This window comes from Nitrosopumilus sp. K4, from assembly GCF_018128925.1.
Classification (GTDB): Archaea; Thermoproteota; Nitrososphaeria; order Nitrososphaerales; family Nitrosopumilaceae; genus HKST03.
Genome location: NZ_CP067007.1, coordinates 1,195,722 through 1,214,154 on the forward strand (window position 1 = coordinate 1,195,722; position 18,433 = coordinate 1,214,154).

23 protein-coding genes and 1 tRNA gene are annotated in these 18,433 nt (G+C 33.7%); 13 read left to right on the plus strand and 11 right to left on the minus strand.

Translation table 11 applies throughout. The features are described from left to right. Positions 1-20 precede the first annotated feature (20 nt). Genes NsoK4_RS07215 through NsoK4_RS07235 form a run of 5 tightly spaced genes read left to right on the plus strand, consistent with a single transcriptional unit; the run spans position 21 to position 4,973 of the window. Positions 21-773 carry an isopentenyl phosphate kinase gene (locus tag NsoK4_RS07215; protein ID WP_211686559.1) on the plus strand — a complete coding sequence of 251 codons (753 nt, stop codon included), beginning with the start codon at positions 21-23 and terminating at the stop codon, positions 771-773. Further along, entirely contained in the window at positions 736-1,404 is a 669-nt protein-coding gene (gene idi / locus NsoK4_RS07220) for an isopentenyl-diphosphate Delta-isomerase (protein WP_211686562.1), read from the plus strand. The genes NsoK4_RS07215 and idi overlap by 38 nt, the downstream gene beginning before the upstream one ends. Continuing rightward, positions 1,401-2,381 carry a polyprenyl synthetase family protein gene (locus NsoK4_RS07225; RefSeq protein ID WP_211686564.1) on the plus strand — a complete coding sequence of 327 codons (981 nt, stop codon included), beginning with the start codon at positions 1,401-1,403 and terminating at the stop codon, positions 2,379-2,381. The genes idi and NsoK4_RS07225 overlap by 4 nt, the downstream gene beginning before the upstream one ends. Before the next feature lies 1 nt (position 2,382). Beyond that, on the plus strand, positions 2,383-4,092 hold the full coding sequence (locus tag NsoK4_RS07230) for a glutamate--tRNA ligase (protein WP_211686565.1): 1,710 nt from the start codon (positions 2,383-2,385) through the stop codon (positions 4,090-4,092). An 11-nt stretch (positions 4,093-4,103) separates the two neighbouring features. Then, the gene (locus tag NsoK4_RS07235) at positions 4,104-4,973 is read left to right on the plus strand and encodes a fumarylacetoacetate hydrolase family protein (protein WP_211686567.1); all 870 of its coding nucleotides are present in this window, start codon (positions 4,104-4,106) and stop codon (positions 4,971-4,973) included. On the opposite strand, the gene NsoK4_RS07240 is transcribed toward NsoK4_RS07235, so the two are convergent. Then, positions 4,970-5,719, minus strand: a complete 750-nt coding sequence (locus NsoK4_RS07240) for a GNAT family N-acetyltransferase (protein WP_371816001.1) — start codon at positions 5,717-5,719, stop codon at positions 4,970-4,972. The two genes, NsoK4_RS07235 and NsoK4_RS07240, sit on opposite strands and share 4 nt — an antisense overlap. Before the next feature lie 77 nt (positions 5,720-5,796). Between NsoK4_RS07240 and NsoK4_RS07245 the strand changes: the two genes are divergently transcribed. Genes NsoK4_RS07245 through NsoK4_RS07260 form a run of 4 tightly spaced genes read left to right on the plus strand, consistent with a single transcriptional unit; the run spans position 5,797 to position 7,580 of the window. Continuing rightward, positions 5,797-6,105, plus strand: a complete 309-nt coding sequence (locus NsoK4_RS07245) for a non-heme iron oxygenase ferredoxin subunit (protein ID WP_211686571.1) — start codon at positions 5,797-5,799, stop codon at positions 6,103-6,105. A 37-nt stretch (positions 6,106-6,142) separates the two neighbouring features. Then, entirely contained in the window at positions 6,143-6,412 is a 270-nt protein-coding gene (locus NsoK4_RS07250) for a UPF0147 family protein (protein ID WP_211686573.1), read from the plus strand. A 25-nt stretch (positions 6,413-6,437) separates the two neighbouring features. Beyond that, complete coding sequence (locus NsoK4_RS07255) at positions 6,438-7,190, plus strand: class I SAM-dependent methyltransferase (RefSeq protein WP_211686575.1); 753 nt, start codon at positions 6,438-6,440, stop codon at positions 7,188-7,190. A gap of 42 nt (positions 7,191-7,232) precedes the next feature. Continuing rightward, entirely contained in the window at positions 7,233-7,580 is a 348-nt protein-coding gene (locus tag NsoK4_RS07260) for a hypothetical protein (protein WP_211686576.1), read from the plus strand. 72 nt (positions 7,581-7,652) lie between these two features. On the opposite strand, the gene NsoK4_RS07265 is transcribed toward NsoK4_RS07260, so the two are convergent. The 5 genes from NsoK4_RS07265 to NsoK4_RS07285 form a co-directional block, all read right to left on the minus strand. Beyond that, entirely contained in the window at positions 7,653-8,066 is a 414-nt protein-coding gene (locus tag NsoK4_RS07265; RefSeq protein ID WP_211686578.1) for a potassium channel family protein, read from the minus strand. 192 nt (positions 8,067-8,258) lie between these two features. Then, the gene (locus NsoK4_RS07270; RefSeq protein ID WP_211686581.1) at positions 8,259-9,074 is read right to left on the minus strand and encodes a CBS domain-containing protein; all 816 of its coding nucleotides are present in this window, start codon (positions 9,072-9,074) and stop codon (positions 8,259-8,261) included. 178 nt (positions 9,075-9,252) lie between these two features. Next, positions 9,253-9,990: a hypothetical protein gene (locus tag NsoK4_RS07275; protein WP_211686583.1), complete on the minus strand. Its 738-nt coding sequence runs from the start codon at positions 9,988-9,990 to the stop codon at positions 9,253-9,255. A gap of 63 nt (positions 9,991-10,053) precedes the next feature. Next, positions 10,054-10,638 carry a transcriptional regulator-like protein gene (locus NsoK4_RS07280; RefSeq protein WP_249111038.1) on the minus strand — a complete coding sequence of 195 codons (585 nt, stop codon included), beginning with the start codon at positions 10,636-10,638 and terminating at the stop codon, positions 10,054-10,056. 4 nt (positions 10,639-10,642) lie between these two features. Further along, complete coding sequence (locus NsoK4_RS07285; protein ID WP_211686588.1) at positions 10,643-11,434, minus strand: winged helix-turn-helix domain-containing protein; 792 nt, start codon at positions 11,432-11,434, stop codon at positions 10,643-10,645. A 72-nt stretch (positions 11,435-11,506) separates the two neighbouring features. Between NsoK4_RS07285 and NsoK4_RS07290 the strand changes: the two genes are divergently transcribed. Further along, positions 11,507-11,788 (plus strand): hypothetical protein, encoded by a 282-nt coding sequence (locus NsoK4_RS07290; RefSeq protein WP_211686590.1) that lies wholly within the window; start codon positions 11,507-11,509, stop codon positions 11,786-11,788. A gap of 181 nt (positions 11,789-11,969) precedes the next feature. On the opposite strand, the gene NsoK4_RS07295 is transcribed toward NsoK4_RS07290, so the two are convergent. Beyond that, positions 11,970-12,041 (minus strand) — tRNA-His (locus NsoK4_RS07295). Between the two features lie 270 nt (positions 12,042-12,311). Here NsoK4_RS07295 and NsoK4_RS07300 point away from each other — a divergent pair. After that, entirely contained in the window at positions 12,312-13,334 is a 1,023-nt protein-coding gene (locus NsoK4_RS07300; protein ID WP_211686592.1) for a magnesium transporter CorA family protein, read from the plus strand. A 4-nt stretch (positions 13,335-13,338) separates the two neighbouring features. Here NsoK4_RS07300 and NsoK4_RS07305 read toward each other — a convergent pair whose 3' ends face one another. Next, complete coding sequence (locus NsoK4_RS07305; protein WP_211686594.1) at positions 13,339-14,145, minus strand: hypothetical protein; 807 nt, start codon at positions 14,143-14,145, stop codon at positions 13,339-13,341. 132 nt (positions 14,146-14,277) lie between these two features. Between NsoK4_RS07305 and NsoK4_RS07310 the strand changes: the two genes are divergently transcribed. Together NsoK4_RS07310 and NsoK4_RS07315 are read left to right on the plus strand one after the other, a co-directional pair. Further along, the gene (locus NsoK4_RS07310; protein WP_211686595.1) at positions 14,278-14,550 is read left to right on the plus strand and encodes a hypothetical protein; all 273 of its coding nucleotides are present in this window, start codon (positions 14,278-14,280) and stop codon (positions 14,548-14,550) included. Between the two features lie 109 nt (positions 14,551-14,659). Next, a complete protein-coding gene (locus tag NsoK4_RS07315; protein WP_249111039.1) occupies positions 14,660-15,088 on the plus strand; it encodes a universal stress protein in 429 nt (142 codons plus the stop codon). A 6-nt stretch (positions 15,089-15,094) separates the two neighbouring features. On the opposite strand, the gene fsa is transcribed toward NsoK4_RS07315, so the two are convergent. Genes fsa through NsoK4_RS07330 form a run of 3 tightly spaced genes read right to left on the minus strand, consistent with a single transcriptional unit; the run spans position 15,095 to position 18,395 of the window. Then, positions 15,095-15,760, minus strand: a complete 666-nt coding sequence (fsa, locus tag NsoK4_RS07320; RefSeq protein WP_211686597.1) for a fructose-6-phosphate aldolase — start codon at positions 15,758-15,760, stop codon at positions 15,095-15,097. Next, positions 15,757-16,731 carry a transketolase family protein gene (locus tag NsoK4_RS07325; protein WP_211686599.1) on the minus strand — a complete coding sequence of 325 codons (975 nt, stop codon included), beginning with the start codon at positions 16,729-16,731 and terminating at the stop codon, positions 15,757-15,759. Before NsoK4_RS07325 ends, fsa begins: the two co-directional genes overlap by 4 nt. Next, positions 16,728-18,395, minus strand: a complete 1,668-nt coding sequence (locus NsoK4_RS07330; protein WP_211686601.1) for a ribulose-phosphate 3-epimerase — start codon at positions 18,393-18,395, stop codon at positions 16,728-16,730. The genes NsoK4_RS07325 and NsoK4_RS07330 overlap by 4 nt, the downstream gene beginning before the upstream one ends. Between the last annotated feature and the right edge of the window lie 38 nt (positions 18,396-18,433).

Genomic DNA, 18,433 nt, shown 5'->3' on the forward strand with positions numbered 1-18,433 from the left:
ACTAGATATTTGGTGACAGCATGATTCTCATAAAACTTGGAGGTTCAATTATAACAAATAAGGAAAAACCATTAACACCAAGAAAAAAAGTTATTGAAAATATTGCAAAGAAACTAAAAAAGATAAATGAGCCAATAATAGTTGTTCATGGAGGCGGCTCATATGGACACTATTGGTCTGTCAAATATGATATGCACACAAAACCAAAAAAATATGACATGCATGGGGTAGCAATTGTAAAAAATTCAATGATTGATCTTAACAAAATTATTGTAGATGTATTTGTAAAAAACAAGTTAAACCCATATTCTCTCCCACCAACAGATTTCATGACAGGAAACAAACCTATTTCAAAAAAAATCAAAGAAATTGAAAAAATTGCAAAGGCAGGATTAATTCCAGTAACTTATGGTGATGCTCTTTGGTATGGAGAGAAAAAGACATACATTTTATCAGGTGACAAAATCATGACACATTTGTCCAAAATTCTAAAACCAAGATTAAGTATTTTTGCATTAAACGAAGATGGGCTTTACTCAGATCTTAAAACAAAAGAGTTGATTCAAGAATTGAAAGGAGAGAACCCTACAATCTCTGAAAACAAAATGGATGTGACAGGCGGAATGACTAGAAAAGTTGAAGAGGCATCAAAAATTGCAAAATTCGGAGTTAGTGTATTTTTTGTAAATGGCAACAAACCAGAAAGGATTGTGAAAGCTGTTAAAAATAGGAAATATGAAGGAACATTGTTTAGAGGAAAAAGAAATGGCTGAATATGTAATTTTAGTAGATGAAAATGACAAGCCCATAGGTTCTGAAGAAAAAGTCAAGTGTCACCTACCAAACGGAAAACTCCATAGAGCATTTACAGCATTATTGTTTGATAAAAATGGCAGGCTGGTATTAACTAGAAGGGCAAAGGAAAAAATGCTCTGGCCAGGAGACTGGGATGGAACAGTTGCAAGTCATCCCAGAGAGGGAGAGACATATGCATCATCTGCAGAAAGAAGAATGCCTGAAGAATTGGGCATACCCTGTAAAATGGATTATTTGATGAAATTTGAATATCATGTCCCATACAAAAACATAGGCTCAGAAAATGAGATTTGTGGAACATTAATAGGAATTGTTGATGAATCAACCCAATTCAAAATGGTTGAAGGTGAAATTGATGAGATAAAATGGGCATCAGCAAATGAACTTTTATCTGAAATCAAAAGTAATCCAAAAATTTATTGTCCATGGATGTTAATTGCATTAGAATTCTTAGAAAAATCAGACAAACAAATGCTTGAAAAGCACCAAAAGATATTATCATCATGGATAACTGATGAAATGAAAAATGAGTTGCTCAAAGCAATCAAAATTCATCTTCCAGAAGAGAAGTGGAGGTTAGTAGAGTGAAAAAAACAAATTCAATTGAAAAAAATGCCAAAGTTGTAAATCGATATTTGAATTATAAATTAAAAGGAGACCCAAAAATGCTCTATGATGCAGCAGGTCATCTAATAGTTAACGGAGGAAAAAGATTACGTCCATACATGGTTATGAAAAGTTGCCAGATACTTGGAGGAAAAGTGTCAAACGCCATGCCAGCTGCAAGTGCAGTTGAGATGGTTCATAATTTTACCCTAGTTCATGATGACATAATGGATAATGATGAAATGAGACACGGAGTTCCAACTGTGCATAAAAAATTTGGAATGCCAATTGCAATACTTGCAGGAGATGTTTTATTTTCAAAAGCATATCAAGTGATTTCAGATTCAAAGATATCTGAAAAATCAACAATCCAATTGATTTCAAGACTAGCAAAAGCTTGTGTTGATGTTTGTGAAGGTCAACTACTAGACATCAGAATGGCAGAGCAAAAGAAAATCCCATCACAATCAGACTATATTACAATGATTGGTAAAAAAACAGCAGCGTTATTTGATGTGTCTTGTGCCATGGGGGCAATTTGTGCTACAGATCAAACAAAAGATATTGCAAACCTTTCGACGTTTGGAAGGAATTTGGGAATTGCATTTCAGATAACAGATGATTTGATAGGAGTGATGGGAGATTCAAGGATCACTAAAAAACCCGTAGGAAATGATCTAAGAGAGGGTAAGAAATCACTACCCATACTAATGGCAATAAAGATGTCAAAAGGTAAAGACAAAAAGACAATCTTAAGGGCATTTGGAAATCCAAGAGCCACCAAAAATGATCTTAAAAACGCTGTTGAAGCAATTCGTAGGCTCGGAATCGAAGATAATGTGAGAAATCAAGCTCTAAAATACGCAAAAAAGGCAGAAGATTCACTCAAAAAATATTCTGGAAGTTCAAAAAATGAATTAATTTCATTGTTAGATTTTGTTGTAAAAAGGAGTTTGTAACTTGAATGAAGATTTAGCAAAGGAAGTTAGGAAATTAGCATTACAGAATGCTTTTGAGCATGAAGGTAAAACACAAGATAAAATAATTTTGGCAAAAATTCTTGGGACACAGCCAGAATACAGAACAAAAGTAAAAGAAATCATTGAAGATATTTCCAGAATTGTTGCTTCGGTAAATGAATTACCATTTGAACATCAAAAAAAAGAGATTGAAGAAAATTTTCCAGAATTATTAGCCCCAAAAGAAAAAATTGAAGAAAGAGAGGGACTACCTCCATTAGCTAATGCAGAGCAAGGAAAAGTCATTACAAGATTTCCACCTGAACCGAATGGGTATCCACACATAGGACATGCAAAAGCAGCCATCATCAATGCAGAATATGCAAAAATGTATGGTGGAAAATGTATTCTAAGAATGGATGATACAAATCCAGAAGCAGAAAGAATGGAGTATCATGCAGCAATAAAAGTAGGACTAGATTGGCTTGGAATTGAATTTGATACTGTAAAGAGTACTTCTAATGATATGGAATTATTTTATGAAAAAGGAATGGAACTGATAAATTCTGGAAAGGCGTATGTATGCACCTGTAAAAGAGACGACATCAGTAAAAACAGAAGAGAAAGAAAGGCTTGCAAGTGTAGTTTTGAAGATATTAACAAGAACAACAAAGGATGGGAAAAAATGTTTGATAAATACAAGGCAGGGGAGGCAATTGTCAGATTTCGAGGAGATATGAAAGCAGATAATGCAGTTATGAGAGATCCAGTATTGTTCAGAATAATTGACGAGAAGCACTACACATTAGGTGATAAATACAGAGTATGGCCCAGTTATGATTTTGCAGTTGCTATAGAAGATAGCCATGATGGAATAACGCATGCATTTCGTTCAAAAGAATTTGAGTTAAGAAAAGAGTTGATTGATGCAATTTTAGACGCATTAGGCATGAGAAAACCATATCAGGGTTTCTTCTCCAGGCTCGAATTCAAGGGAATGCCCATATCAAAAAGAATTCTCAAGCCATTAATCGAAGAGGGAAAAGTTTCATGGTATGATGATCCAAGACTTCCAACATTAGAAGCATTAAGAAGAAGAGGAATAAAGCCAGAAGCCATAAAGAAATTTGTTCTGTCATTAGGATTAACAAAAGCAAATACCCTAGCACCATTTGATGCTCTTGAGGCATTTAACAGGAAATTTGTTGATGCAGATAGTATCAGGTTGTTTATGGTGTCAAGACCAAAAAAAATCACAATTAAGAAAATACCAATGTCATTTGTAGAGATTCCAAATCATCCGATAAAAGATATCGGAAAACGAAGGATTGAGATTGATGAGAATTTTTTGATTGCAGGAGATGATGCAGACAACATCAAGGAAGGAGATCAAGTAAGATTACTGGGTTTAGGAAATATTCGTATTAATAAAATCGGTGCAGAATTTGAAAGTGAATTTATCGGAGAAGGTGAAACTGCAAACATTCCAAAAATCCAATGGGTTCCAGAAAAAAATTCACATGAAATTAGATTATTGATTCCAAAACAATTGTTCATAGATGAGGAATTTAATGAAGAAAGCTTAGAAGAGCTTGACGTTTATACAGAGCCTCAATATTTACAATTAAAAGAAGGAGAAGAAATTCAGTTTGTTAGATTTGGTTATTGTAGAAAAGACTCACAAAATCAAGCCATCTTCACACACAAGTGAGTGAAATAATTATGAAAATCGCGCGTTTGTTAAATGGAAATAATGAAACATATGGAATAGTAAAAGGTGACAAAGTTGCCACTAAAGATGAAATCACATATGAAACAGGAGTACCAATCCCTCAGAGCATCAAAGACTTTCTATTTGACGGGTGGTTTGAGGAAGTAAAAGATCAGCTTGATAAACTTCCATATGCAGAAAATATTTCAAAATTCAAGATTTTAAATCCAATTCCAAACCCAAATAAGATCATATGTTTAGCATTTAATTACACAGATCATGCTGAAGAACAAGGTCTTACAGCACCAGAAGATCCTGCAATTGTCATAAAGCCTAGAACAGCATTAAATTCTACAGATTCAGAGATTATCTGTCCAGACTTTGTGACTCAATTAGATTACGAGGTAGAACTGGCCATGATAATTGGTAAAAACTGCAAGAATGTTTCTGAAGAACAAGCAAAAGAGATGATATTCGGATACATGGTTTTCAATGACGTATCAGCCAGAGACATTCAATCAAAAGACAAACAATTTACCAGAGGAAAGAGTTTTGACACATTTGCTCCATGTGGTCCATGGATAACTACTGCTGATGAAATAAACGATCCTCAAAATCTCAAACTAACAACAAAAATCAATGGAGAGACCAGACAGAATTCATCTACAAGTAAAATGTTCATAAAAATTCCAGAAATTGTTTCCAAAATAAGCAAAGTCATGACTCTGGAAAAAGGAGACATTATTTCAACAGGAACTCCTGCAGGAGTAATGCTCAACAAGCCTAATGCAGTGTTTCTAAAAGATGGGGATAAGGTAGAAATGGAGATTGAAAATGTTGGAATTTTACGAAATACGATAAAAATTGTCAAAAGCAATTAGTCTAATAATTTTCTCATTAAATTAAAAGAAAGTTTTTTTTCTAAATTTTTAAAAGATGGTAAAAGATCTTTAGAAAGAATTTGTATCCGCTCAAAATTATTTTCGTAACCAAAATTTTGTAAAAATGAAAGTAATGATACATTATTTTGTTTAGATCCGCCATGAAATGTAATGATTAATGTTTTTTCAAAGTGTTCCGACTCAGTAATAATAGCAAAAGAAGCACCACCATTAGTATCACAGAAGATAATTTTTTTGTTATTTTCTAAAGATTGTAAAGTATTATCATCTATAGGCAACCATCTCCACGATTTAATATAATGACTGAAAGGAATTTTTTTAAAATTACTCCCAAATTTGATATTTTTGGCTACGTTTGGTTCAGGGTTAATAGAGTAAAAATTCCAAGTTTCCATAATTGCATATTCCAATTTTTGTGCCATATACAAAGAAGAAGTATTTTCAGAATCAATCAACATGTATGATGAAACAATATTTTTTTTGATTGCGATATTTTCAACATGAGAAATTAATTTTGAAGCAAAGTGTCTTCTTCGAAATAAAGGATTTATTCTAATTCCTTCAATCCATACTTGATTTTTTGAAAAAAAAGCATGGCATATTCCTACTGGAATTTTGTCTTCAAGCACAAACAAATTTCCTTCTTTAATCCAGTATTTCCAAACACTGTCAATATAATCTCCCCAAGAAAATGTATTCTTACAAAACTCTAGAATATTTGTCACATCTGAATTTTTTGCATTTCTAATTTTCATTCTTGAATATACGAAAAAATATTAAGAATAAAAGGCTAAAAAATGCAATGGGGAAAATTATAGCAGGTAAAGTATCAGACATCACACCTGGAAAAATGATCAAGGTTTCTGTGGACGGTAGAGATATCCTAGTTGCAAATATTGACGGTGAGTTTTTTGCAACTGATGATTCATGTACGCATTCCGGTGCAAGTTTGTCTGAAGGAAAATTAGACGGATGTGTAATAACTTGTGGCTGGCATGCTGCAGAATTTGATTGCAAAACTGGAAAATTAATCAAATTTCCAGCAAAAATTAGAGATTTGACATCATACAAGGTAAGTGCAGATTCAAATGACGTATTCATAGAGGTGTAACTATATACTCCGCATATTACAAGAAAAGGTGTAAGAAATGGCCGATGAAAAACAAAACAAGGAATCAATGAAAGAAGCAATTGAGACTTTGAATCAAATTGCATCTAACAATTCTACCCCCAAAACAATCAAAAAATCAATCACGGATTTAATTGCAGATTTGAATAATGAAGAGTATTCTCTTTCAGTAAGAGCTGCAAACACAATTAGTATGTTAGATGATGTTACACAAGATCCAAACATGCCATCATATGTAAGAACTCAATTGTGGCAGGCAGTATCAAAATTAGAGAGTATAAGAGAATAAATCATCTATTATTTTAGTTACAATATTGAAAATAGAGGAATATCTAAAGTCACTTCCAGAAAACATTGTTAGTGGAGAGGATGTTCAGCTTCCAGAAAAATCATTCAGAGACATTTTTGATTTTGTAGGATTGCAAGAAAATGATATTTTTTATCATTTGGGGTGTGGAGAAGGCAGAGGGATCAAGATTGCAGTTGAAGAATATAATGTAAAAAATGCAAGAGGTATAGACAATGACAAAGAGAAAATAAACCTAGCAAAAACAGAATTTCGAAAAAATGGAATATCAGCTGAATTTATCTGTAAGAATATTGAGGATTCAGATATTTCAGATGCATCTGTTGTATTATTCTGGTTTACAGATGAAAAGATCATCAATTCCATGATGGAGAAATTTAACAAATTAAAACATGGAACAAGGATTGTAACGATTTGGGGACCACTTCCAGATTGCATTCCAGAAAAAGTAAAATTCCCATATGTTCTAAATACAGTACCTTTCAAAAAAGCAAAAAACCTACAAGAACAATTACTAGCAATATTTGGAGTTAAATGTGTAGATTTTGTAACAGCTTGGGAATTTGCTGAAAGGTATACCAAAGCTATTGGGCCAGTAGCAAATGACAGATTTTTAACAATTATTCAAACGTTGACCATTTGGATAAATGCAAGAAATCTGGGCGTTTCTTGCGGTGATGAAATTCCTGAATCAATTCAAACATACATCAACATTATGAAAACTCATTTTGACATAGATTTTGAACATCTTTTGAAATAGATTCTGTGCAATCCTTTTATTTTGTAAAGGCCCATGTGATTCATGGAAGGCAGAATTCACATCAACGTGTCTGCAGTAGATTACGATAAAACAAGCAAAGCAATTTCAAGACAACTAGTATTGTTAGAAGAAATGGTTCATGGCCAAGAAGATTTCGCTATGACAGATTCTGAATTTGCATTTGGCTGGCATTTTTTTGTTGTAAGTGTTAATCGTTCTTTAGTTGAAAAGCTAGTAGATCAGATGGGTTCAGACTATGAAAGACTAAAAGGGAAAGGAATTGAAAAGAAATTTCTCACTTGGTTAACCAAAAATATTGAGGGCAAAACACCTAGATTTAAGCTTGCAATAAAAGAAGAGATGGAGTCTAGCAAGTACGGAATTTTCTAAAAAATTTTGAACCTTATTTGTGTTAAAAGAATCATTTAATGAAATTGAAAAATAAAGAGACAGTTTTCCAGTTTAAATCATGTTTTTTCTATTATTTTTTACTTCATCATGTAAGTCTTTCACCATAGAAATTAACAATTCAACTTCATGTTTTTCTAAATGTTCTATATCATTGATTTTTTTTATTATTAGAGATTTTGTTGAAGATTCTACAGATTCATGTTTTTTTATTCTAGAGCCTACAAGGATAGCACCCAATGACGAAATAATAGTGCCTATAATCGAGATTCCAACAAACATCAATCCAATTCCCATTATTCTTCCAATTTCAGTTACAGGAACAACATCTCCGTATCCTACAGTAGTTACAGTAGCTGATACCCACCAAAAGGCATCAATGAGATTGGTAATTTGGGCACCCTCATGAGGAGACTCGATTAAATAAATTGCAATTCCGCTACCCCCAATTACTAATGCAAAGATCACTAGTACAAAAATTAAAAGCCGCAACAAGGATATTTAGAAACATAACTACAAAAATACAAAAGGAGATTTTCAATTTAGATAATGTGTATATTTTATTGATTGAGTAAATATTTCAAAATCCATATTGATAGTATTCAAACATCTTTGAAAGGTATCGATATATGGAAAATCACATAGAAGTAAGTGAAATGCCTAGCCTAGAAATTCAATTCTTTCAGACTGCAAAGCCATACAGACATCCCATGGTGTTATGACTTGTTCTTGATAAATCACATATGGGTGGGGGGATGTATACATAATTTTTGAAATTTCAGATAAATTCACATCTTTTGATATCTTTTTTGCCTCCTCTAGTTTGAATAGTTCTTCAATTCTTCGTTCCAAAAATTTCACATTTCTAAAAAAGTCAAATTCCTGTGCTATGCATTGAATGATCAGACGATCACTGATGAAACTGTGGGTTCCTTCTAGAATGAGTTTTCGTGTATTTTTTTCTAACATCAAAGCCATAATTTCCTTTAAGGTGGAATTTTGTTTGAAGTACACAATATCTTTTTTTGGTAATTCAGAAACGGTAAGATCAGTCACGCAGTTAATTCCAATCTCCAATAGTTTTCTTCCAGATATTGCAGAATATCCCCCCAGACTGTTTGGAATGATAGAAAATGCACGTCTTGTTTGTTTCCATTTGTCTAAAAGTTCACCAAGAGTAGCAGTACCAGACAAAATTATGAGATTAGGATCTGTTATTTGCTCAACTGTTGTATTGTCAAAAAAATCCGAAGTTGGGTTTTTGATAACATTTTCAATAATCTCTCTTCCTCCAATAACTCCTATGGGTTTTTCATTTTCTTCAGTCACCACAAGAGAATCAGTAAATGATTCCAAGTAATGGATCAGCATTCCTGTTGCAATCCAAATCTTGTTTTCCTTTCTAATGCTTACAGCAGGAGTATTTGTAAATGATAATGGCAAGAGTTCCTGTAGAGACTTGTTTGTAATTGTCATTAGTATCCAATTTTAGAAAATCTTACCTTATTATGTTGATTTATTGTAAAAAAAGAAGACTTTTTACGAAAATATACTTCATAATTACATGTCACAGACTAAAGGTGACTTGTCAAGTTAGTTCAAGGCCCATTCTTTTTATGTTCAATTTCACATATTTCAGAGAAAAAAATCAGATTTAGGGCAGACTACAGTTAGCTCTGGGTAATGTTTCCAGTATCACACCATAATACAAGAAGTCATCACTTGGATCTGAACTTGATTGGACATCGGTTCTAACTCCAATCTTTGCTGATGGTGGTAGGACTATAGAATTATTCACATCCAGTGTTGACAAGAGTTCAATGGCACGTAAACTAACTCCTACAGGAGGATCATAATACAGTCCATCAGAATCAAACCACCAAGATTCAATATCAGGGGATATAGAATCGAATGCGATACCACTGAAGCTAGTATATCGGACATCTATATCTCCATCAGGATCGTCAAAATCAAGGTAAAAGGCTTTGATCTCATAGACTTCATTGCAACTAACAATAACATCATTTCTTGATTCAGATAAGTGTCTAGAATTTTTAAGGAATCGAATAGTCGTATTATCTTCTGTATTCGTTTTTACTGATTCGATATCATCTTGTATGGTCTGAATTTTGTCTGTTTCTGCCTTAACATCTGCCAGATCGAACTCTATATTGTCAATCTGTCCCTCTGTTTCAGAGCTAATCCCAGTTTCTAGTGATGCAATATCATCTTGTATGGTCTGAATTTTGTCTGTTTCTGTCTTTATCAATCCAAGAGTAACTTGAATTTCTTCCAACAAAGGATTTGCTGCTTCAGCAACAGGATTAACAGCTATTGAACCAGAAAAAAAGGCCACTATCGTAACAATAGTCCATAACATCATTTTGTTCATGAGGATTATGAATTTCGACTAAGGTAAAAACTGAGCTCAACTACTATGTTTACTATTCAACATTTATCTCAATCTTGCAAACTGCTCACCAGCATTCCACTTGTATTCAAAAAATGAATTGCACCAATCAAGAAATGGCTTGTCATTTCCTTTAATCCCCATAATTATGTCAGTCATGTCTTTATTGTCTGGAAGCATCAAACATGCACCACTGTCTGAGAGTATGACATTAGCTGCCACATAACTACACATTCGTTTTTCAAATCCTGTATCAAGTTTTGGCTTGTCAAGTTGAAGTTTGTCTACAAGATCATTACAGTCAGGAATATCACTATTTTTTCCAAAAAGAATTTTCAAGTTTATTCCTGATTCTATTTTAGAAGAAAATGCATCAGCTAACAAAAATGGAGGCTGTGTAAATATACAAAAAATAAAATCTTCAGCATCATCAATTATGTTTTTACAAGAAGTATGTGTAGACCATACAGCGTTTAGCAAACTGCAATTTTCAAAACATTCTATTTGTGATAGCATGTATTCTGGAATATCTCCAAAATTGTGATTCGAAAAATACTGTTCGTTTTCTATTAAAAATTCAAGTCCCTTGGTTTTTTTTCCAATCAGATCACCTAGTACTGAATTTTGCAAAATACTACTGTTCAATTAACTCAAAGTCCTTTACTTCAGGCAGGCTCCAGTAATAGTCTACCAGGTCCTCACACCACTTCATAAACTTGGGGTCTTTGCTGAAAAATATGCTCTTGCAGTCAGGATATCCAAGTTGTTTGTTTGCAAAAATAAGATGTGCCTCATTCTCAGACACTCCAGCTACTAGAGGGACAGACTCTACAATTTTTTCTTGCACCTGGCCAGTTTTCTTGTATTCAAGCCATTTTTTCCTTGCAGGGTATTCTGAGAATCCTTTTGGGACAGAGGAGTTTTTTCCATAAACTATTTTCTGAGTTGCACCATTTTTTACACTTTCAGAAACTGTATCAAAATATTCTAATGGAATGGTAAATGTAACACCTTTTTCCCATTTTTTCATATTAGCTGCCCAATCTCTTGCTCTTTGCAACGCCTTCATTTGATTAGTTTCCAATTCGCAGTTTTGCAAATCACCTAATCTAGATATCAAATGATCTGGTACTCCAGAAAAGTCATGTGCTTCAAAATAATCCTTGAATTTTTCAAGAAACTCAAAGAAAGGGTATTGCTGTAGCATTACATTGCCAATAGAAGTTAGTTTGTATGTTCCATCCTCGGTTTTTTCAATTAGTTTGACATTATGCAATCTGTCAATATGACGTGAAATTGCTTGGATTGATGTGTTTGATTTCTTTGCAATCTCTGAAGCCTTTAGATTAGAAGAAGAGAGTAATTGAAGTACATCCAGTCTTTGTGGACTAGACAATTCCGAAATTAATTCTGTACCATTGACCAATACATAACCCCCGTTTAATATTAAACGCGTTTGTTGACTAAATGTTTTATGATATCCTAGTATGCCTACAACATGATTATCCTAAATAAAGAAAATGAGGACATGCCAGTTTGTGATACTTGTAAGAGACAGATTGAATTTCTTCCATATCGTATTGTTACAGTAGAGGATAACGACATGAGAATTTGGGTTTTGCATTTTCATTACTTTTTTCCATGCTGGGATCTGGATTACTTTTTTCAAAATCATGCAAATGACAAGATTGTTGCCATGGCATATTCGTGTGATGCAGACATTATCAAAAATCCAATGGTAGTGAGAAACTACAAGCAAAATATGGATTTATGGACATGATACCATATAACAACATTGTTACAATCCTCAAAAGGGACTATTGATTTTGGTTCAAGACCCTCAAGAGAGTTTTTTAAAAATTGAGACAGAAAAGTTCCACTGGCAACGCAAATATCAAAAAGAGAATGGTTTGACAGTTTAGAAAATCAGCAGTGTGTAGAGTCTTAAAGTAATTTATGTAGGCCCTCGAGGGGAATCGAACCCCTGTCCGGGGATCCACAGTCCCCTATACTAGCCACTGTACTACGAGGGCCACGAGAAATCAAAATCGTTTATCCAGTAATAATCTTTGATTTTGTTTTAATGAAAATTAGCCTGTAGATTTATTATTGAGCAGTTTGAAATTCAATTATGAGATTTTGGTGGGTGGCCATGGCAATTGCAATGGGCCTTACATGGGTTGGCGTAAACTACTTGCTCCCATGGAAATAAACACAGCATTATACTTTGAGTAGAAATTTTTGAGAATACGTGAAAAAATTAGCGATCGCTTTAAATTTGTTGTATTAGGCTAACTTACATCTTGAAGAGAAGTATAATCCCCAACAGATTACGTTCAGGGAAAAAATCACAGGAACAAACTGTTGGAAAATCAGTTGAAAGAATACAAGGAAATGAATTCACATGGATAGATATTCAAAATCCAGATAGATGGGTTATTGAAGAATTAGCACAAGAATTTAACCTAAATGCACTAAACATTGAAGATTGTCTTGCAAAATTTGAACTACCAAAGCTTGATGCATATGATGATCACTTCTTTTTGATACTTCATTTTCCTCCATTATTTTCTAAAATTGCAGTACCACAAGTAAGCCAATTATCAGTGTTTATGGGAAAGAATTTTTTGATAACAATTCATCAAGGGGATTTGCAACCTCTTGTGGACATTGTTAAAACATGCAAAGAATCTGAAGACAATCAAAGAAGAGAGCAATTGTTGGGAGAATCTTCTGGTGCATTACTTCATGAGATTATTGATGTTCTAGTGGATGACATGCTGCACACATTAAGACGAATTATGGCAAATTTGGTTGGAATAGAAGAAGGGGTTTTTGACGAGAAAAAATCTGTTGCAAGACAAATTTCAAGATTAAGAAAAGAAATTACAATTTTGAGGAGAATTTCTAATCCACTAAAGAGATTAGTATTAGAAACTGGAAAACAAGTGCAACGCTTCATTCCAACTGATGAAGATGATTTAAAATTGTATTTTGATGATGTGATAGACCACCTTGACAGGATTATTGAAAGTTTAGAAGAATCTCGAGAAACTATGGAAATTTACAAAGATACAGATTTTGTCATAAGTACAGAAAAAACAAACAAAGTATTAGCGGTTCTAACTATGATATTCACACTTGCAATTCCAGCAACAATAATTGGAACGTTTTATGGAATGAATATTGCATTACCAGGCGGAATTGATGAAGATTCAAGTATGCTTTTTGGAACATATACTACATTCATCATAATAATTTTGGCATCAATTATACCAGCAGGTTTAATGTTTGCATATTTCAAAAAAAGTGGTTGGCTAGGATAACCAATCATACTTTTTCATGCAAACTAATTCTAACTTTAGTCATAGATAGATTAAGATCGTCTGGAATTATAACAAGCAAGCCTGAGTTTGCCCCAACATTATTACATTCACCACTAAAGCTTTGATGGTTTGTTGCGTAACAGCCTTGATCTTGATAATAGTTGAACGGTTTGTTTGAGAGATAACTATCTAATTCATCTTCAGAAAGGACAAAGAAGACATCAAAACCAATATTTTTGTCATTTACAGAAATTGCAAATTCATAGGAAGTATTATCTTTAGACGTACATATCGGAATAAATTGGGCATATCCATTTTTTTGAATATCTAATCGTTGTTCCATATCATATTTGTCATTAACAACATTAGGAACTTTTGAAACGTAAGGATCATTACTTAATTGTGTGCCCTGAGAGAATTCAATATTATTTCTGACAATATCTATAGCATAGCGATATAATGGGGGTTTCCAGCTAGATTCACAATTACTAAATTCATGATTTAGTTTAACGAATGATTTTTCATTCTGAAATTGGAGTTGGTTTGAGTTGTAATCAAAAAATCCTCCAGGTTCAGATACATCATAAAAAACTCCAGTAGATTTAGGATTTGGGTTAGACCACACATTTGTTACATCATAGAAAATATTCCCAGGGTAGCTATTCCATTCAGGTTGGAGATGTACATAGATTGAATATTTGTTTATGTCTTGGTCATAAGAAGAATCAAAGATCATATGACCAAATAACATGTTTGCCAATATGAGCACAAATGCAATTGCAGGCAGTACAATGTAAAATATTTTTTTCAAGTAAACACCGTTAAAACGTCATGATTTATCGTATTATTTAGTTGCTAAAATTACTCATTTTCAACAAATTTTCAGCAAATAAAATTGTTAATTATCAGCTTAGATAAATACAAGATATCACAATATGGAGATATGGGAAAAATCAGAATTAGAACTGGCAGGGGTACCGGAACTAAGGAAATTGAAGACGGTGAGAAAAAATGGTCAGGAGATGCATATAGAAAACTCCAAGAGGAACGAAAAAAGGCCGCAGCAAATAGAACAGTTCACACGGGTAGAGGAACAGGCTCTAGAAAATTAGGAGATATTCCAGAACCAAAATCAAGACCTTCAACAGAAGGAATGACAAGGGTTACAGGTAGAGGAACAGGCTCTAGAAAGAGTAAAAACAAAGGTTCTTCATAAATACACCCTGAATTTTCATTTTTGCGTATTATTCTAATGAATATTATGAAATAAGGAATAAAATGAAAAATTTAGAAAATTATATTTATTCAGAATTAAACTTTTTAACGTGTTGAAAAAAATTAAAAATATCCTAGTACCTCTTGATGGCTCATCAGCATCGCTTAAAGGATTAAAATTGGCACTAACACTTGCAAAAGGACTAGATGCAAAAATTTTTGGAGTAAACATAATAAGATTTTCAAATGGATTTCAATTTCCTGTCTCATCAGAGATAAAAAAAATGCACATAAAAAGTGCAGAAGGAATTGTGTCAGAAGCACAAAAAATTGCTAAAAAAGAAAAAATACCATTTGTTGGAAAAATTATCAAAGCAGATAATATCGGTGGAGAAATAGTAAAAATTTCTAAAACAAAGAAAGTTGATTTGATAATTATTGGCTCACGAGGTCCTTATCCAGGTTCAGAAACATTTCTTGGCAGTGTTGCCAATTATGTATTACATAAAACAAATGTTCCAATAACAATAGTAAAATAACTTTTTTTAAATTTTAATATCAGAGTTTTCTGATTTTAGTTTTTCCCAATCTGCCAAAAAGTTTTTCAAGCCAATATCAGTTAGCGGATGCTTTAGCATTTTATCCAATACAGCAGGCGGTAAAGTAACAACATCTGCACCAATTTTTGCAGCTTCTATAACATGCATTGGATGTCTTACACTAGCAACTAATATCTCAGTTCCAAAATCATAATTTGAAAAAATTTCTTTGATTTCTTTAATTAGATGCATTCCATCTTGCCCAATATCATCTAGCCTTCCAATAAAGGGACTAACATATTTTGCTCCAGACTTTGCTGCAAGTAATGCCTGATTAGGCGAGAACACCAATGTAACATTTACAGGAATCCCTTCAGATGAAAGATTCTTGCAAGCTTTTAGCCCATCAGAAGTCATAGGAACTTTGACAACAACATTATCCCCATACTGTCTTAGCCGTTTTCCTTCTTCAATCATACCAGCATAATCTGTGCTTACAACCTCTAAGCTAACATCACCTTTGATGATGTTAGTGATTTGTTTCATACCGTCTTTTGGGTTGCCTCCTTCTTTTGACATCAAAGAAGGGTTTGTTGTAATACCGTCAAGTAATCCCATATCATTGAATTTTTTAATAGATTCAAGGTTAGCTGTGTCTAAAAAAATCTTCATAGTTTTTTACTCCTGATTTCTTTGACTTGTTTTGCTATATTAAAAGATGTTATTCCATGTTTCTCTAAAAGTTGTGGTATTTCATTATCTCTTGCAGATTCTCCAAACATGTCCTGAGCTCCAATTCTCTTTATTGGCACAGGATATCGTTCAGATACTGCTTCAGTTACAGCAGAGCCCATGCCGCCTAGGATATTATGTTCTTCACAGGTAACAATACATCCAGTTTCGCGTGATGCCTTTTCTAGTAATTCATCATCAATTGGTTTTACAGAAAACATGTCCAACACTCTGCATGAAATACCCTCTTGTCGTAATGATTCAGCAGCTTCAAGTGCCATTCTAACTGTAATTCCACATGCAACAATAGTACAATCACTACCATCACGAAGAGTAATTCCTTTCCCAATCTGAAATTCTTGAGATTCTGAATGAACAACAGGAGTTTTTGATCTGGCCATTCTCATATAGAATGGGCCATATTCTTGTGCCATTAATCGTGTTAGTTTTGAAACAGCAAAAGTATCAGCAGGGATAAAGACCCTAAAGTTTGGAATTGCTCTCATTATTGCTATGTCTTCTATTTGTTGATGAGAGCCTCCATCAGGACCAACAGATAGACCACCATGGGAAGCGACTAGTTTAACACTGAGTCCTTTTTTTCCAGGAGGTGAAGGGTATGCAATTCCATTTCTAATCTGGTCTACAGCCCTACCTGGAAGAAAAATTGCATAAGTACTTGCAAATGAAATTTTTCCAGATGCTGCCAATCCAGCAGAAAGAGAGACAAGGTTTCCTTCTGCAATTCCAACGTTGAAAAAACGATTTGGAAATTCTTTTCCAAATCCAGATGTTTTCAGTGAATCAGTTGTATCAGCGCCTAAGACAACAATATTTGGATTTTCTTTACCAAGTTGAATCAGAGTTTTAGAGTATTCTGTTCTCATATCAGTCATTTCTGGAGGATTCATAGGTAATTTGCCTCCTCTGCAATCTTCTTAATCTGATCTTGTTTTTCACCAACAACATGCAATCCAATCCATTTCTGTACCAACTCAGAACCACCCAATTCATGTGCTTTTTGAAGTAAAAGCGATCTTCTTGATTTTAGAACTGCATTTCGAAATTCTCTAATTGCACCTCTAACGTCTTGTTGACCAATTATTGCACTCCCACCAACAAATGCTCGTGCGCCATCTGCAAAAATAGAACCAATATTATCCAGCGTAACACCACCATCAGCCTCAACAAAACCAGAAAAATTATTTTCATTCAAAATAGGTTTCAATCTGATCATTTTTTGATGAGTTTCTTCAATGTACTTTTGTCCAGATTTTCCAGGTACTACAGACATAACTATTAGTTGATCAAGTGTTGAAATGAATTTGTAAGACCACTCAGGTAGATCAGTATCAGGGTTTATTGCTAGTCCTACTCCTACCTGACTTTGCTTTAACAAATCATGGATTTCACCAAAGCTTGATTCATCACATACTTCTGCATGAACTGTGATAATATCGCTACCAGCCTCAATGTAATCCCTTACATGTTTTACAGGTTCATTTATCATAAGATGAGAATCAAAGGGGATGACTGTTAATGGCCTTAGTTCTTTAATTTTCAAATGATCAAATGTTTTGTTTGGAACAAATTGTCCATCCATGACATCTAGATGAATATAATCGGATCTTCCATTAACACAACGCTTTACCTCATTTGCTAAATTAGTCATATCACCAGCAATAATTGATGGTGCAATCATAAATTGAGAGTCTAATTCTTGATTAATTATTGGCACAACATCAGTATCAGGTGCCTTTCCATGCCATTGTGGATTGTCCTCCATATGTTCAACAGATTTTCCTTTAATTGTTCTTGAAATTATTATTGTAGGGACACCTTTTGTCATATGTGCTTTTTTTATAGCTGCATCAATTTGTTCAATTCTATGACCATCAATTTCTATCACATTCCATCCAAATGATCTCCATTTGTCACCAGTCTTCCATCTAGATGCATCTTTCCACATTTCAGAAATATCATCACCTTCAAGTCTTTCATCTAATGGCATAATTTTTTCAGTGTAAGAATCTTGTTGGATGAAGTTCCTGTCTAAAAATACGGTAAGGTTGTCAATCTTATATTTTGCTGCAGTCATTGCAGCCTCCCATACTTGTCCTTCATCAGATTCGCCATCACCTACAATTGTATATACACGATAATTTTTTCCATCTATTCTTCCTGCCAATGCAATTCCAATAGAATATGATAATCCAGTTCCAAGAGAACCTCCACAAAACTCAACACCTGGACATTTTAAATCAGGATGGCCTTGTAGTTTACTTCCAAATTTTCTCAGAGTGTCTAACTCAGATTCTGGAAAATAACCTGCAATTGCCATATTAGAAAATAATCCAGGTGCAGCATGTCCTTTTGAAAGCACTAATCGATCTCGATCTTCCCAAGAAGGATTTTTTGGGTCATACTTTAGATATTTGTAGAAAAGACAGCCCAAGATTTCAGCCATAGAAAAAGAACCCCCAGGATGACCTGAACCTGCAAGATTTGTTGCACGAATAACTAACTTTCGGGCACTAAGAATATTCTTCTTTATCTGATAATAATTCAGGCCCATCTAGTTTCAATTCTTTTAGAAATTTAATAAAAATCTAC

Bases quoted from the DNA above. Each gene is read 5' to 3' on its own strand.
- NsoK4_RS07275 (WP_211686583.1), bottom strand. From the start codon at position 9,990: ATGAACAAAATGATGTTATGGACTATTGTTACGATAGTGGCCTTTTTT.
- NsoK4_RS07325 (WP_211686599.1), bottom strand. From the start codon at position 16,731: ATGAATCCTCCAGAAATGACTGATATGAGAACAGAATACTCTAAAACT.
- NsoK4_RS07310 (WP_211686595.1), top strand. From the start codon at position 14,278: ATGGGAAAAATCAGAATTAGAACTGGCAGGGGTACCGGAACTAAGGAA.
- idi (WP_211686562.1), top strand. From the start codon at position 736: ATGAAGGAACATTGTTTAGAGGAAAAAGAAATGGCTGAATATGTAATT.
- NsoK4_RS07260 (WP_211686576.1), top strand. From the start codon at position 7,233: ATGGAAGGCAGAATTCACATCAACGTGTCTGCAGTAGATTACGATAAA.
- NsoK4_RS07215 (WP_211686559.1), top strand. From the start codon at position 21: ATGATTCTCATAAAACTTGGAGGTTCAATTATAACAAATAAGGAAAAA.
- NsoK4_RS07290 (WP_211686590.1), top strand. From the start codon at position 11,507: ATGATTATCCTAAATAAAGAAAATGAGGACATGCCAGTTTGTGATACT.
- NsoK4_RS07330 (WP_211686601.1), bottom strand. From the start codon at position 18,395: ATGGGCCTGAATTATTATCAGATAAAGAAGAATATTCTTAGTGCCCGA.
- NsoK4_RS07250 (WP_211686573.1), top strand. From the start codon at position 6,143: ATGGCCGATGAAAAACAAAACAAGGAATCAATGAAAGAAGCAATTGAG.
- NsoK4_RS07270 (WP_211686581.1), bottom strand. From the start codon at position 9,074: ATGACAATTACAAACAAGTCTCTACAGGAACTCTTGCCATTATCATTT.
- NsoK4_RS07235 (WP_211686567.1), top strand. From the start codon at position 4,104: ATGAAAATCGCGCGTTTGTTAAATGGAAATAATGAAACATATGGAATA.
- fsa (WP_211686597.1), bottom strand. From the start codon at position 15,760: ATGAAGATTTTTTTAGACACAGCTAACCTTGAATCTATTAAAAAATTC.
- NsoK4_RS07245 (WP_211686571.1), top strand. From the start codon at position 5,797: ATGGGGAAAATTATAGCAGGTAAAGTATCAGACATCACACCTGGAAAA.